This is a genomic window from Euzebya tangerina (assembly GCF_003074135.1).
Classification (GTDB): domain Bacteria; phylum Actinomycetota; class Nitriliruptoria; order Euzebyales; family Euzebyaceae; genus Euzebya; species Euzebya tangerina.
This window is the reverse complement of sequence record NZ_PPDK01000001.1, coordinates 2,949,407-2,964,434: the sequence shown is the minus strand read 5'-3', so window position 1 is coordinate 2,964,434 and position 15,028 is coordinate 2,949,407. Positions and strand designations below refer to the sequence as shown.

Here is a 15,028-nt window from a genome sequence, read left to right as displayed (position 1 = left end):
CCGACCACTCATGCGTCGGGCCCTGCATCGGGACGAGCTGACAGCGACGCCAGCACGCGTGGGCCCAGCGTGGTGATGTCACCGGCCCCCATGGTCAGTAGAAGATCCCCGGGCGCCAGCTCCTCCTCGAGCTGTGTGAGCGCCTGGTCGAGGGTCGTGGCGTACCGCACATCGGTGCCCACTGCGCGGACCGCGTCGGCCACGAGGTGGGCGTCGACCCCGGGGATCGGCGGCTCGCTGGCGGCGTAGATCTCGGTGACGATCACGACGTCAGCGGCCCCCAGCGCGGTCCCCAACTCCGTGCCCATGGCCTGCGTCCGGGTGTACCGGTGGGGCTGGAAGACCGCGACGACGCGGCCGTCCGGATTGGCCTGTCGACCGGCCTGGAGCGTGGCGGCGAGCTCCGTCGGGTGGTGCCCGTAGTCGTCGACGATGCTGATCCCAGCCGCCTCTCCGATCCGCTGATAGCGACGGAGCGCCCCGGTGAAGGAGGCCAGACCGTCGGTCATGGCGCCCACGTCACCGCCGGCCAGCCGTCCGGCCACCATGGCCGCGGCCGCGTTCAGCACGTTGTGCCGCCCGGGAACGGCAACGGCCATCGGCACGACGGTGCCGTCGATGTCGGTCACGGTGAAGCGGGAGCCGCCGTCCGGCGTGGGCCTGATGTCGCGGATCGGGATGCCGGCGTCCGCCCTGGTCCCGTAGCTGTGCACCGGGACCTGCACGTCGCGCAGCAGATCTCGGGTTCCAGGGTCGTCGGCGCAGACCAGTGCGGGTGCTCCCGGCGGTCGCCGGTCGAGGAAGGCCACGAACGCGTCCCGGTACGCCACGAGATCGTCGTAGACGTCGTGATGGTCCATCTCCAGGTTCGTGATGATGGCGATGTCGGGCGTCAGACGGAGAAAGGACCTGAACGCCTCGTCGGCCTCCGCGACGAACACCTCGCCGGTGCCGTGGTGCGCGCCGGGGCGCCCCTCCCCCAACGAACCACCGATGGCGTAGGAGGGATCAAGACCGGCGGCCTGCAAGGCCACCGTGACCATCGAGGTGGTGGTCGTCTTGCCGTGGGTCCCGCTGATCAGCACCCGGGTCCGGCCCGCCATCAGCAACTCGAGGTAATCCGCCCGCAGGATGATCGGCACGCCGTCCTGCTCGGCCGCCTGCCACTCGGGGTTGTCCGCCGGCACGGCGTTGGAGACGACGACCAGGTCGGCGGGGCCGATGTTGCCCCGGTCGTGGCCGACGTGGACGACGGCACCGAGATCCCGCAGTCGCTCGGCCGCGCCGCCCGCCCGGACGTCGCTGCCGCTGACGGTCATGCCACGCTCCGCCGAGATCTGCGCCAACGGCGCCATCCCCGCGCCACCGATGCCGATGAAGTGCACCCGCGACTCCGGTGACACCCGGACGGTGCTCGCGTCGGCGTACCGCTCCACCACCCTCACCGCTCCCGTGGGGACAGCTGCGCCGCCCGGGCAACCAGGTCCGCGACGTCGGCTGCGGCGTCCGGACGACCGAAGTCGGCGGCAGCCCGCGCCATCCGGGCACGGGCGTCGTCATCGACCAGCAGCGGCTCGACGGCGGCGATCATCCTGGCCGAGGTCACCTCGGCGTCGGCCATCATGACGGCCCCACCGGCACGAGCCACGGCGCGGGCGTTCACGGTCTGGTGATCAGCGGTGGCGTAGGGGTAGGGCACGAGCAGGGATGGCAGCCCGAGGGCGGTCAGCTCGGCGATCGAGGACGCCCCTGCGCGGCACACGACGAGGTCAGCCGCCGCGTAGGCCAGGTGCATCTGCTCGATGAACTCGACGCAGCGGACCTTCAGACCATCGGGACCGCAACTGCCGTCCGGGTCCACGCCGCTGGTCTGCCAGTCCTGCCGGGTCTGGTCGATCGTGCGCTTGCCCGCCGCGTGCAGGATCTGCAGTTCGCCGGGGGCGTTCCACCCTCCGACGCTGCCGGTCAGGGCCTGGTTGATCCGCTGTGCACCCTGGCTGCCGCCGAACACCAGCAGGGTGCTGCGGGTGGGCTCCAACCCGAAGTGCTCCAGTCCCGTCGAGCGGAGGGCACGCAGCCGCGTCCGCAAGTCCTCGGAGTCCTCATCGCTGTCCGAGATGTCGCCGTCCGAGATGTCGCTGTCCGAGATGTCGCCGTCCGGGATCAGGCCAGGCCGCACGGGGTTGCCCGTCAGGACGGTCGGGGTGGAGCCGAACCCGCCCATCGCCTCCTCGAAGGTGACGGCGACGGCCTTGGCCGCTCGTGCCGCCAGCTTGTTGGCCACGCCCGGGACCGCGTTCTGCTCGTGGACGATCAGCGGCACCTTGCCACGACGCGCGGCCAGCGCCAGGGGGACGGAGGTGTACCCACCGAACCCGATGGCGGCCACCACGTCGGAGGCGCGCAGGATGCCGCTGACCTGCCGCACGGCCCGCAGCAGCACGGCGGGGAGCTTGAAGGTGCTCAAGGACAGCTTCCGCGAGAGGGCCATGGCGGGGACGGTGTGGAGGGTGTATCCCGCGTCTGGGACCAGGGTCGCCTCCAACCGGTCTGCGGTGCCGACGAACTCGATGGTCAGGTCCGGATGGGCCTCAACCAGGGCAGCGGCGGTCGCAAGACCGGGGAAGACGTGGCCGCCGGTCCCGCCCGCGGCGATCATGACGGTGCGACTCATGGAGAGCCCGGGGAGGCGGCTGCGTCGTTGAGTTCGCCGTCCAGCTCCAGCGACTCGTCCAGACCGGCGTTGTCACCCGCCTGGCGCGCGATGGCGACCAGGACCCCGATGCCGGCCATGGTGATCACCAACGACGAGCCCCCGAAGGACACCAGCGGAAGCGTCACTCCCGTCACCGGCAGGACGCCGACGACGGAGGAGATGTTGATCGCCGCCTGCAGGGCCAGCCAGACCGTGATCGCGGCAGCCAGCATACGGCCGAAGGCATCGGGGGCCCGGGATGCGATCCGACAGCCGAGCAGCGTCAGCACGAGGAAGGCGATCAGGACTCCGATGCCGCCGACGAGGCCGAGCTCCTCACCGATGATCGCGTAGATGAAGTCGGTGTGCGCGTTGGGGACGTAGAGCCACTTGCCGCGCCCCTGCCCCAGGCCGGTGCCCCAGATGCCACCGTTGCCGAGCGCGATGAAGCCCTGCGTCGTCTGGTAGCCGTAGCCGTCCCGGAACGCCTCGTTGGTCGGATCCAACCAGGCGTTGATCCGGCCGATGCGGTAGGCGCTTCCTTGGATCCCGAACCAGGCCACGGCGCCGAGCGCGGCACCGGACACGGCCAGCAGCCGCATGGGGAGGCCGGCGATGAACAGCGGCGTCAACCCGATCACGGCCACGAGGACAGCCGACTCAAGGTCCGGGCTGAGCACGACGAGGAGGGCCGCGGCGGCGATGGCCGGCATGGTCGGGAGGAGCAGGGCGAACAGGTCGCCACGCCGCACGCGGTTCCAGCGCTTGGCCAGCACCGCTGCCACGTACATCGGCAGGGTCAGCTTGATGATCTCCGACGGTTGCAGGTTCAACGGTCCCAAGGAGAACCAGCGGCGCGCACCGTTGATCTCCTCGCCGATGAACAGGACCAGGACCATGGCGGCCAGCGTTCCGATGAGCGCGACGGTGGCCAGAGGTCGCCAGCGTCGGTAGTCGACCACGGCGGCCAGCACGGCGATGGGGACGCCGATGGCAAACCAGAACGCCTGCCGGTTGAACACGCCGAAGGCGTCGCCGGTCTGTGCGGTCGACTGGACGAAGGAGGCGCTGAAGGTCATCACCAGGCCGAGCAGCAGCAGCAGCAGGGACACCCCGATCAGCCACAGCGACTCGCGCGTGTGGCGCGCCGGCAGCCTGATGGGTCGTGCCCTCTTGGAGATGGCGGTCATGCGGTTGCCCTCTGCAGGTCGGACACGAGCGCCGCGAACGTCTTGCCCCGCTCGGCGTAGTCGGTGAACTGGTCCATGCTGGCGGCGGCCGGCGCGAGCAGTACGGTCACGCGTCGGTCCAATCCCTGGGCGATCCGGTGAGCGGTCGGTACGGCCTTGTCCAGCCTGCCGGCTTCAGTGACTGCGACGCCGACCCGACGCGCCGCCGCGGCGATCTCGGGCCCACACGCACCGATCGTCACGACATGGCGGACCTGGTCGGCGATTGCGGGTCCGAGCAGGTCGAAGGACAGGCCCTTGTTCAGCCCTCCGGCGATCCACACGATGTCGTCGTAGGACTGCAAGGACGCCAGCGCCGCGTGCGGGTTCGTGGCCTTGGAGTCGTTGACGTAGGCGACGCCGTCGATGGTGGCCACGCGTTGCAGGCGGTGATCGCCGACGTCGAAGGCGTGCAGCCGTCGACGGACCTGGTCACGGTCAACCCCGAGCGCCACGGCGGCGTGCGCCGCCAGCGTGGCGTTGGCGACGTTGTGCGCGCCGGCAGCAGTCATCGCCTCGGGATCGACCATGCCGTCGCGGGTCGCGCTGGCCTGGATCACCGTGCCCGGAGGCGGATGCGTTGCGGCCGTCTTCGCAGCGCCGGGATCATCGGCGTTGATAACGGCGATGTCCTGGGTCCGCTGATTCCGCCAGATCCTGGCCTTGTCGGCCCGATAGCCGTCCGCTCCCCCGTGCCAGTCGAGATGATCGTCAGCCACGTTGAGCAGCACTGCGACGTCGGGGCGCAGCGTGTGGGCGTAGTGCAGTTGGAAGCTGGAGAGCTCAGCAACCACGATCGGCGCCGGATCGACGGTGAGTGCCGTGACCAGCGTGGGTCCGATGTTCCCGGCCGCCGGCGCGTCCAGGCACGCCGCGATCATCTGTGTGGTCGTCGTCTTGCCGTTGGTGCCGGTGACGCCGACCAGGCGGGTGCGACCGGCGTTCAGCCGGAACGCAAGCTCCGGCTCGGACCAGACGGGGATGCCCCGACGCTCGGCTGCGGCGAGCACGGGTTTGGTCGGCGGAACACCGGGACTGGTCGCCACGACGTCGATCCCGTCGAGGAGATGCTCGCCAAGCGGTCCGAGGGCCACCGGGACGGTGATTCCGGACACGTCGGCGTCCTCGCGCTCCTCGACTGCGACGACGGTCTCACCCGCCGCCAGCAGCGCATCGACCATCGCTCGACCGCTGGCACCCATCCCGACCACGAGCACCCTCATCCGGAGCCGGCCCGGGACAGGTACTCGGCGTAGAACAGGCCGATGCCGAAGGCGGTGCAGAGGCCCCCGATGATCCAGAAGCGGACGATGACGGTGTTCTCGTGCCAGCCCAGCTGCTCGAAGTGGTGGTGGAACGGCGCCATGCGGAACAGCCGTCGGCCGCCCCCGAGGCGGAAGACCGCGATCTGCAGGATCACGCTGACGGTCTCCGCGACGAACAGGCCACCGAGGATGATGACCAGGAGCTCGGTCTCGGTCAGGACGGCCAGCGACGCGAGCATCCCGCCGATCGCCAAGGATCCGGTGTCGCCCATGAAGATCTTGGCGGGATGGGCGTTCCACCACAGGAATCCGGTCGTGGCGCCCATGGCAGCGGCCGCGGCGATGGCCAACGTGTCGGCATGGATCCACGCCTCGCGGGTGTAGTCCATCTCGTGCCGGAAGATCCAGAACGCGATGATCATGTAGGCCCCGAAGACCATGGCGCTGACTCCGGCCGCCAGGCCGTCCAGCCCGTCGGTCAGGTTCACGGCGTTGGACGTGCCTGACAGGATGATGAAGCAGAAGATGGGGAACAGCACCGGTCCGAAGTCCAGCGGCAGCGGTCCGATGAACGACAGCTGCGTGGAGGTCTCCGCCACGTACTGGGCGCCGAAGGCGAACACGATGGCCACCAGCGCCTGGCCACCGAACTTCGCGGTCTTGGACAGGCCCAGGTTCCGCTTCTGGCGCAGCTTGATGAAATCGTCGAGGAACCCGACCAGCCCCATCCCGGCGAACGTCGACATGGCCAGCGCGCCGCCCGCGGAGTCCAGCCGTCCGGCGAACGCGGCAGAGACGATGTAGGCGACGAGCCCCGCGATGATGATGGCGGTGCCGCCCATCGTGGGCGTCCCTCGCTTGGTCTGGTGGCTCTGGGGGCCGTCGTCGCGGATCAACTGGCCCATCTGGCGGGAGCGGAAGAAGCGGATGACCAACGGTGTCCCGACCAGGGACAGGGCCAGCGAGATGGCGGCCGCCAACAGGATGAACCTCACGCGCCGGCCTCCCCGTCGGTCAGGTGGTCGGTCAGGCGCTGCGCCACGGCCTCGAGCCCGGCGCTCCGGCTTGCCTTGATGAGCACCAGGTCGCCGGCGGTGACGCTTCCGGTGACAGCCGTCGCCGCGGCCGCCGCATCCGCCACCACGTCCAAGGGCCCGTCGAAGCCGCCGTCCTGGGCGCCCTGGGCGATCGCGACTGCACGCTCCTCCACCACGATCAGGCGATCGACGCCCGACTCGGCCACCACCTCGCCCACGGTCCGGTGTGCCGACTCCGTGCGATCCCCGAGCTCCGCCATGAAGCCGAGGACGGCGATCCGGCGGCCGTCGACCCGCATGCCGGCCGCCGTCGCCAGCGCCGCGCGCATGGAGTCGAGGTTCGCGTTGTAGGCGTCGTTGACGATCGTCACCCCGCCGACGGTGCTGATCTCCATCCGCCAACGCGACACGGCCGCGGACGCAAGGCCCTCCGCGGCAGTCTCCAGGTCCACCTCAGCGATCTCGGCCGCTGCGAGAGCGAGCAGGCCGTTGGTGACCTGGTGCTGGCCTGGCAGCGGCAGCCGGACCCGCTGGCCCTTGACGGTCATGGTTACAACAGCATGGTCGTCGGCCTCGACGGCATCAGGCGAGAGGTCCGCGGAGCCGCTTCGTCCGACGGTGATCACCCGCCCTGGCGCGCGTTGGGCCAGGCCGGCACAGGCCGGGACGTCAGCGTTGAGGATGGCGACCCCGCCCGGGTCCAACCCCTCGACCAATTCACCCTTGGCCTGGACGATCGCCTCGATCGAACCGAACTCGCCGATGTGGGCTTCGGCGATGGTCGTGACGATGGCCACGTCGGGGCGCAGCATCGGCATGACCTGGGCGATGTGGCCGATCCCTCGGGCGCCGATCTCACAGACCAGCACCTCGGTGTCCGGCTGCAGCAGACAGAGCGTCAGCGGGAGCCCCAACTCGTTGTTGAACGACCCGGGGTTGGCGACCACCCGGCGGCCGGCGCCGATGGCGGCGGCGGTCAGATCCTTGGTCGTGGTCTTGCCGTTCGAGCCGGTGATGGCGATGACCAGCGGATCCACCGCATCGCGAACCCAGGCACCCAGACCGGTGAGGGCGTCCAAGGGATCGTCGACGACGATGGCCCCGGGACCTGCCACCGACGGGGCCTGGGCGGCGGCGCAGAGGTGGGCGACGGCGCCAGCGGCCTGTGCGCTGCTGATGAAGCGGTGCCCGTCGGTGTGTTCGCCGTCGAGGGGGACGAACAAGTCGCCTGACCTGGTGGTCCGGGAGTCGATCGAGATGCCGGTGACCTCGCCGGTTCCGGCTCCGATCAACTCACCACCGACGATGTCAGCGACGGCCTCGGGGCTCAGCGGGATCATGTGGCACCCCCGGAGCGGGCGGCCAGCGACTCGCGGGCCACGAGCCGGTCGTCGAAGTCGATACGGCCGTCTGCCAGCTCCTGGTACGGCTCGTGTCCCTTGCCGGCGATGACGATCACGTCGCCGGGCGCCGCGAGGTCGACGGCGTGGGCGATGGCAGCCCGCCGATCGGTGATCCGTGTCACGCCGTCCGACGTCGACAGTCCCGCAACCATGTCGTCGAGGATCGCCTCCGGATCCTCGGTCCGCGGGTTGTCACTGGTGAAGATGGCAACGTCAGCACCGTTCTGCGCGGCTCGAGCCATCATCGGGCGCTTGGCCTGATCGCGGTTCCCACCGCAGCCGAGGACCACCACCAGGCGGCCCGAGGCGACGGCACGGGCGGCGGCCAGCACCCCCGCGACCGAGTCCGGGGTGTGGGCGTAGTCCACCAGGATCTCGAAGTCCTGGCCGGCGTCCACACGTTCCATGCGACCTGGCACACCGGGCAGGCTGCGCAGCCCGCGCGCCGCGACCTCCAGATCGACGCCGGCGGCGTGCGCCAAGCCGATGGCACCCAGCGCGTTGGCGATGTTGTACGTCCCCGGCAGGTTGATGGTGACGGGGACCTGACGGCCGTGGACGTCGGCGACGAAGGAGGAGCCGTCGGCACGACGTGTCACCTCCGTCGCGGTGAGGTCCGCCGGTCCTCCCAGCGACAGCGTCCACACCGAACAGGTGGCCTCCGCAGCCAGCCGACGCCCGTGATCGTCGTCGATCGTCACGATCCCCAGCGGGGTGTAGGACGGCGTGAACAGGCTGGCCTTGGCCTGGTAGTACGCCTCCATGTCGGGGTGGAAGTCCAGGTGATCCTGGGAGAGGTTGGTGAACAGCGTCGCCGCGAAGCGCACGCCGCCCAGACGGCCGAGGGCCAGGCCGTGGCTCGACACCTCGATGGCGGCCGCCGACACACCCTCGTCGCGCATCCGGGCGAACAGCCGGTGGAGATCGGTGGCTTCGGGCGTCGTCCGGACCCCCGGCACGCCCTCGCCGGCGATGCGGGTCTCCACCGTGCCGACCAGGCCGGTCGTCCTCCCGTCGGCCCGCAGGATCGCGTCGAGCAGGTACGCCGTCGTCGTCTTGCCGTTGGTGCCGGTGATGCCGAGGACCGTGATCGCATCGGTCGGGCGTCCGTGGATCAGGTCGGCCGCCGGTCCCATGGCCGCGGCCACGGACGGCACGACCAGCTGTGGGACCGCGAGGTCGAGCGGCCGCTCGACGAGGACGGCAGGTGTGCCGGCTGCAGTGGCAGCGGCGGCGAAGTCGTGACCATCGACGTGCGCACCCGGACGCGCGGCGAACATGACACCCGGACCGGCGTCGCGACTGTCGTGCGTGAGGTCGCGGATGATCCCGATGGATCCGTCCGAGTCAGGCGTCGCCGAGTCCACCCAGGTGCCGGAGAGGGCATGGGCAAGCCGGTCGGGGACTGAGGTGGTGGTCACGTCGCGTGGAGTCGCTGGCTGGGAGCGTCTGCCGGTGGTCGAACGGAGGGTCGGGCGCGATGTCCGAGGTGGCCGTGTCCGGGGTGGCAGGGTCCGAGATGCTCGCAAGGATACGAGCGAGCGGCGTCGGATCGGCGGTACCGGGACGTGCAGGCGACCACTGACCGCTCGGGCAGCACCATGCGTGTGGCGATCGACGACGCTCACTGCGCCGGGTCGTCGCCAGGCTCGTCGACCAGCGGTTCCGCGATGACGGCGTCATCCTCAGCAGCGTCGCCGTCGGGGATGCTCACTGCAGACTCCGGCTGTGCGGCGATCGAGTGACCGAGGTCCTGGCCGACGGGCATCGGCACGGGCGGGTTGGCCGGTGCCACCCGTTGGTCCCGCAGGGCGAACTGCATGATCTGGGAGAACGTCGGTGCAGCCGAGAGTCCGCCGTAGAACGGGGTGGGCTCGTCGAGCATGACGGCCACGACGAAGCGCGGGTTCTCCACGGGGGCGAAGCCGGCGAAGGTTGCGATGAAGGCGTTCTCGGCGTACCCGAGCTCACCCTCGAGCGGCTTCTGCGCGGTTCCGGTCTTGCCGCCCACGCGGTAGCCGGGTACCGCGGCCAGGCCGCCGGTGCCGTTCGGGGACTCCACGACCTCGATCAGCATGTCGGCGACCGTGGCCGCGGTTGCGGAGGACACGACGCGCCGGGGCTCGCCGGCCTCCGTGGGGAGGAATGTGCCTTCGTGGTCCACCGTCCCCTGGACCAGCTGGGGTTGCGTCCACACGCCATCGTTTGCGATCACCCGGAAGACCTGCGCGGTCTGGACCAGCGTGGCGGCGACGCCCTGTCCGATCGCGATGGTCGGCAGGCTGGCTCCGCTCCAGTCATCCACCTCGGCCAGCAGCCCGCGCGACTCACCGGGGAAGTCCAAGCCCGTCGGGGAGCCGAGCCCGAAGTCGGTGACGTAGTCGTACAGGCGCTCCTCCCCCAGTTCCCGCGCGATCTGGATCGTCCCGACGTTGGACGACCGGGTCATGATGTCGCGGGTCGTCCACCACCCGTCGGGGTGTGGCTCGGAGTCGCTGTACGTCTCGGGTCCGAGCGTGATCTCGGAGGGGACGTTGCGGTACTGGTCCGGCTGGACGACCCCATCCTCGAGCGCCCCGGCGATGGTGATGACCTTGTTCACCGAGCCCGGCTCGAACACGTCGGTGATCGCACGGTTGCGCCGGTCGTACTCCGTCGAGGCGGCGTAGTTCGACGGGGCGACGGAGGGAACGCTGGCCATGGCCAGGATCTCACCCGTCTCGACCTCCATCACGACGGCGGAGCCGCCGAGGGCGCTGTACTCCTCCACCGCCTCGATGAGGATCTGTTCGGTGTTGAACTGGACCTCGCGGTCGATGGTGAGGCGCACGTCCACGCCGGGGGTCGCGGGCACGACCTCGCGGGGCGCGGAGGAGATCTCGATGCCTCCGGGGGCGCGCTCCAGCCGCAGCGTCCCGTCGGTGCCCGCCAACGCCTCGTCCATCTGCAGTTCGAGCCCGGCGAGACCGTTGTTGTCCAGCCCCGCCCAGCCCACGACCTGGCTGGCCACACGGTCGGAGGGGTAGACGCGCTTGGGCTCCTCCAGCACCCCGATGCCCGGCAGGCCCAGATCGGTGACGGACTCACCGACCTCTCGCGGGAGCTGTCGACCCAGGTAGACGAACGCCCGGTCGCTCGACAGCGACTCGGCGAGGGACTGCACATCAACGCCGGGGATGACCTCCGCCAGCTCACCAGCGACGATGAACGGATCGACCTCCGCCTCCTCCAGCACGGGTGGGTTGGCGTAGATCGTGGACGTGGACAGGCTCATGGCCAGGGGGTCGCCGTTGCGATCGGTGACGGCGCCGCGGCTGGCCGGCAGGTCGATCTCGCGCTGCGTCTGCTGGGCGGCCCAGCCGGCGTAGACCTCTGCATCCACCAGCTGCACGGCGGCCAGGCGCCAGCCCATGATCAGCGTCAGCACCAGGTACCCCGCGGTGATGAGGAAGAGGCGACGGCTGGCCTTCGCCCGGTGCTGCGCGCGCGAGAGGGAGTCCCACAGCGCGAGCAGGATCAGGCGCGTCAGGCTGGGTCGGTCCTTGGGTGGCTGCCGCGTCGGTCGCTGGGATCGTCCCGTGCGACGTCGACGTTCCAGCGGAGGGGCGGCCATCGCGCGACTAGTTCCCGGCTTCGGCGTCGTCGGCCGGGTCGCCTGCGGTGGTCGGGGCCGCCAGGATCGTGGCGTCGCCCCCTGGGGCAGGCCGATCGATGCCCAGGATGTGACCCTCGGGTGAGAGCACCACCATGGGCTTCGGCTCCGGGGGAGCGAGTTGCTCGGGGTGCAGGGTGAGGAATCCCGGCTGCTCCGGCTCGAGCAGGCCGAGCTGGGCGCCTGCGACGAGGCGCACGCGATCGGGGGCTTCGAGGCTGGCCACCTCGGCAACCAGATCGTCGTGCTCGAGTGTCAGGTCGCTGATCGCCGCCTCGAGCTCGCGGGCTTGGAAGGATGCCTCTGCGGCGAGCGCGTTCAAGGCGACGACCCCGATGATCCCGAGGACCATCACGGCGACGGTCACGATGCTGTACAGCCGGGCACGAAAGCGCGCTCGCGCCAGCGCGCTCGGACGACGACGGCGGCGCGGCCGGACGGTGGCATCAACGGCTCGAAGATGCGGGCGCGCGCCGGTGCGTGGACGTGGCTGGCCGGGTGCCACTCGCGCTGGGGCGGCACCTGAACTACGCAACGCGCTCACGTCAGATCGACCACTGGTAGGCGCTCAGCCACCCGGAGCCGCGCCGAGCGGGCCCGGGGGTTGGCGTCGACTTCATCCTGGCTGGGCGTCTCGGCGCCCTTGGTGACCAGGGTGAGGTTGGGGACGCGGCCGCAGCCGCACACCGGGAGACCCGGCGGGCAGATGCAGCTGTCGGCCGCGTCGGAGAAGAACCGCTTGGCAATGCGGTCCTCCAAACTGTGATACGCGAGGGTCGCGAGCCTGCCGCTCCGGCCGTCAGGACGAACGGCCGAAGCGGCGGCAAGATCCAGTGCCTGGGGAAGCGAGGCACTGAAGCGTTCCAACTCGCTGTTGACGGCGATCCGGATGCCCTGGAAGGCCCGGGTCGCCGGGTGGATGCCCTTGGCTCGATCTGCTCGACGCTGACCACGCGGCAGTGCCTGCGCGATCAGGTCGGCCAAGCCGATCGTGGTCGTGTGGGGACGGTTCTCGACGATCGCCCGAGCGATCCGGCCGGCGTGGCGCTCCTCGCCGAAGTCGCGCAGGTAGCGCTCCAACTCGGCCACGCTGGCGGTGTTGACGATCTCCGCTGCCGTGACCGTCTGGTCGGGGTCCATCCGCATGTCCAGCGGCCCGAATCCCCGGAAGGAGAACCCACGGCCGGGCGTGTCGAGTTGCATGGACGACACACCGAGGTCGTACAGCACGCTCATGAGCGGGCCGATCCGGTCGACCACCGGTGCGACGTGTTCGGTGAACTCGTCGAAGGGGGCGTGGATGAGGGTGATCCGGTCGGCGTAGGCGGCCAGACGGTTGCGGGCCAACTCGAGCGCGTCGCCGTCGCGGTCGAAGCCGACCAGGTGAGTCCGGCTGCCGCTGGCGGCGAGCAGGCGTGCGGCGTGGCCGCCTGCACCGAGGGTGCAGTCGACGATGACGGCCGGCTTGTCGTCGCGGACTGCGAGCAGTTCGACGACTCGGTCGGCCATGACGGGGTCGTGGGGTGCGGTGGCCATGACTCGGGGGTGGATGCGTGCGCGGTTGCCCCGGCGGCTACGGCTCCACTCAGGCCTGGAGGGTAGCCACTCTGCTGCGGTCAGCGATGCGGCCATCTAGAGGCTCCCCATCCCGGTGGTCTCGTCGGTGTTGACGTAGAGGTCGTTGGCCTCGCCCTGCTCGGACTCCCAGCGGTCCTGTGGCCACACCTCGATGAACTCGCCCATGCCGACGACCACGACTTCCTTGGTCAATCCGCACTTCTCGCGCAGGTTCGGCGGGATGGTGATCCGGCCCTGCTTGTCGAGGGTCTGCTTGCTCGCGTTGCTGAACAGGGCACGCGCGGTGCGGCGCTGGCTGCGGTCCCCGCGTCGCATCTCCCCCACGGAGGCCCGGATCTTCACCCAGTCGGCGGGAGGGTGGATCGTCATGATGTTGTCGAAGCCGAGCGTCATGTGAATCGTCTCCTTCCCGATGAGTGAGCGGTGGTCGGATGGCAGAACCAGTCGGCCCTTGGCGTCCACCGAGTGGTGGAACTCGCCGAGGAACTCGTCGTCCAGTTCGATGCCGTCTTCCACGATGTTGTCCTGTTCCCCCACTATGCCCCACATCGACCCACTCTGGCAACAACTTAACCCACTTCTTCTTAACACGAGCCACAACAGTTGACTCAGAGCCCAGCTTTCCGGGGGTTTGCGGGTACTCGAGAAGTGCCCCGCCAGGACCCGAATCAGTGTGCCTGCAGGCCGATGACATGGTCTTTTGGCCGGTCAGACGCCGTTGGTGGCCCGCGTTCACGCGTTTCGGACCTGCTGTGAGGGCTCGAGTGGGACGAAGTGGGAGGGTTGGCCAGCTGACGGTCGCGATCAGGCCGATGAACCGTTCTGCCTCCAGACCGGCCCGATGCAGCATCGCGTGGAGGCAGATCGCCCCACACCGCCCCACCCCACCGACCTATCGGCAGGATGGCGGAGGCAGGATGGGCGCGGCTGGAGGCAATTCGCCTCAGCCACCGCGGCGCTCTCCCGATGGGCTGCCGCCGAGCGGCCGCTGACTCTCCCCCGACTCCCCTCCCGCAGCGACTCGGCTACATGGCCTCGACGACGTAGTCGATGCAGCCGAGCAGCGCATGGACGTCCTCGGTGTCCACGGCAGGGAACACGCCGAGGCGAAGCTGGTTGCGGCCGAGCTTGCGGTAGGCGTCGGTGTCCAGGATCCCGTTGGCCCGCAGCACGTCGCTGACGTCGCTGGCATCGATGGACTCGTCGATGTCGATGGTGCAGACCACCGGTGAGCGCTTCGCCGGGTCGGACACGAAGGGCGTGGCGAACGCGCTGGCATCAGCCCACGCGTAGACCAGCCCGGCCTTGGCGGTGCTGGCCTCGGCGACGGCGGTCAGCCCACCCTGCTCGAGCAGCCACTCCACGTTGTCGGCCAGCAGGAACAGGGAGCTCACGGCCGGCGTGTTGTAGGTCTGGTCCTTCGCCGAGTTGTCCAGGACCAGGGACAGGTCGAGGGACGGCGGGATCGGGCGGCCGCTGGCGCGAATTGCCCCGATGCGGGCCTGGGCGCTCGGTGACAGCAACGCCACGAACAGGCCGCCCTCGGCTCCGAAGGCCTTCTGAGGGCTGAAGTAGTAGACGTCGGACTCCGTCACGTCGACGTCGATGGCCCCGGCGCCCGAGGTGGCGTCCACCAGGACCAGCCCGTTGCCCGCCGGCCGGGTGATGGGCATCGCCACCCCCGTGGAGGTCTCGTTGTGGGTCAGGGCGTAGACGTCGACGCCGTCGACTCGCTCGACCTGGGGGTGGCTGCCGACGGGCGCCTCGATCAGGACCGGATCGTCCAGGAACGGCATGAGCGCCGCCGACTTCGCGAACTTCGCGGAGAACTCTCCGAAGACGGCGTGGGCCGACCGCTGCTCGATGAGGGAGAAGCCGGCGGCATCCCAGAAGAACGTGGCGCCGCCGTTGGAGAGGGTGACCTCGTACTCGTCGGGGAGTCGGAAGTACTCCCGCAGACCCGTGCGGATGCGGGCGACCAGGCTCTTCACCTCGGGCTTGCGGTGGGAGGTCCCGAGGTACCGCCCGCCGGATGCTGCCAGGGCGTCGACGGAGGCCTGGCGGACCTTCGTGGGTCCGCAGCCGAATCGGCCGTCGGCCGGGAGCAGGTCAGCGGGGATGGTGATGTCAGCCGTCATGGGGCCAGAGTGCCTCCGCCCGTTCGATTCG

The 15,028-nt window shown here is 69.9% G+C and carries 12 protein-coding genes; all 12 read right to left on the bottom strand.

The features are described 5' to 3' along the window. Window positions 1-8: 8 nt before the first annotated feature. The 12 genes from murC to serC all read right to left on the bottom strand — a co-directional run bounded on the left by murC (window position 9) and on the right by serC (window position 14,997). Window positions 9-1,445, bottom strand: a complete 1,437-nt coding sequence (murC, locus tag C1746_RS13720; protein WP_205711850.1) for a UDP-N-acetylmuramate--L-alanine ligase — start codon at window positions 1,443-1,445, stop codon at window positions 9-11. Further along, window positions 1,442-2,674, bottom strand: a complete 1,233-nt coding sequence (gene murG / locus C1746_RS13715) for an undecaprenyldiphospho-muramoylpentapeptide beta-N-acetylglucosaminyltransferase (RefSeq protein WP_116715113.1) — start codon at window positions 2,672-2,674, stop codon at window positions 1,442-1,444. Before murG ends, murC begins: the two co-directional genes overlap by 4 nt. Then, window positions 2,671-3,885, bottom strand: a complete 1,215-nt coding sequence (gene ftsW, locus C1746_RS13710) for a putative lipid II flippase FtsW (RefSeq protein WP_116715112.1) — start codon at window positions 3,883-3,885, stop codon at window positions 2,671-2,673. The genes murG and ftsW overlap by 4 nt, the downstream gene beginning before the upstream one ends. After that, window positions 3,882-5,147, bottom strand: coding sequence for a UDP-N-acetylmuramoyl-L-alanine--D-glutamate ligase (murD, locus tag C1746_RS13705; RefSeq protein ID WP_116715111.1), 1,266 nt, complete (start codon window positions 5,145-5,147; stop codon window positions 3,882-3,884). The genes ftsW and murD overlap by 4 nt, the downstream gene beginning before the upstream one ends. After that, window positions 5,144-6,184 (bottom strand): phospho-N-acetylmuramoyl-pentapeptide-transferase, encoded by a 1,041-nt coding sequence (mraY, locus tag C1746_RS13700; RefSeq protein ID WP_116715110.1) that lies wholly within the window; start codon window positions 6,182-6,184, stop codon window positions 5,144-5,146. Before mraY ends, murD begins: the two co-directional genes overlap by 4 nt. Next, complete coding sequence (locus C1746_RS13695) at window positions 6,181-7,566, bottom strand: UDP-N-acetylmuramoyl-tripeptide--D-alanyl-D-alanine ligase (protein WP_116715109.1); 1,386 nt, start codon at window positions 7,564-7,566, stop codon at window positions 6,181-6,183. The genes mraY and C1746_RS13695 overlap by 4 nt, the downstream gene beginning before the upstream one ends. Next, on the bottom strand, window positions 7,563-9,050 hold the full coding sequence (locus C1746_RS13690; RefSeq protein WP_205711849.1) for a UDP-N-acetylmuramoyl-L-alanyl-D-glutamate--2,6-diaminopimelate ligase: 1,488 nt from the start codon (window positions 9,048-9,050) through the stop codon (window positions 7,563-7,565). The genes C1746_RS13695 and C1746_RS13690 overlap by 4 nt, the downstream gene beginning before the upstream one ends. Before the next feature lie 203 nt (window positions 9,051-9,253). After that, a complete protein-coding gene (locus C1746_RS13685) occupies window positions 9,254-11,242 on the bottom strand; it encodes a peptidoglycan D,D-transpeptidase FtsI family protein (protein WP_116715108.1) in 1,989 nt (662 codons plus the stop codon). 7 nt (window positions 11,243-11,249) lie between these two features. After that, window positions 11,250-11,648: a hypothetical protein gene (locus tag C1746_RS13680; protein WP_116715107.1), complete on the bottom strand. Its 399-nt coding sequence runs from the start codon at window positions 11,646-11,648 to the stop codon at window positions 11,250-11,252. 173 nt (window positions 11,649-11,821) lie between these two features. After that, window positions 11,822-12,817 carry a 16S rRNA (cytosine(1402)-N(4))-methyltransferase RsmH gene (gene rsmH / locus C1746_RS13675; RefSeq protein ID WP_116715106.1) on the bottom strand — a complete coding sequence of 332 codons (996 nt, stop codon included), beginning with the start codon at window positions 12,815-12,817 and terminating at the stop codon, window positions 11,822-11,824. Between the two features lie 96 nt (window positions 12,818-12,913). Continuing rightward, window positions 12,914-13,408, bottom strand: coding sequence for a division/cell wall cluster transcriptional repressor MraZ (mraZ, locus tag C1746_RS13670; protein ID WP_116715105.1), 495 nt, complete (start codon window positions 13,406-13,408; stop codon window positions 12,914-12,916). Window positions 13,409-13,884: 476 nt separating this feature from the next. Next, on the bottom strand, window positions 13,885-14,997 hold the full coding sequence (gene serC / locus C1746_RS13665) for a phosphoserine transaminase (RefSeq protein ID WP_116715104.1): 1,113 nt from the start codon (window positions 14,995-14,997) through the stop codon (window positions 13,885-13,887). Window positions 14,998-15,028: the final 31 nt, after the last annotated feature.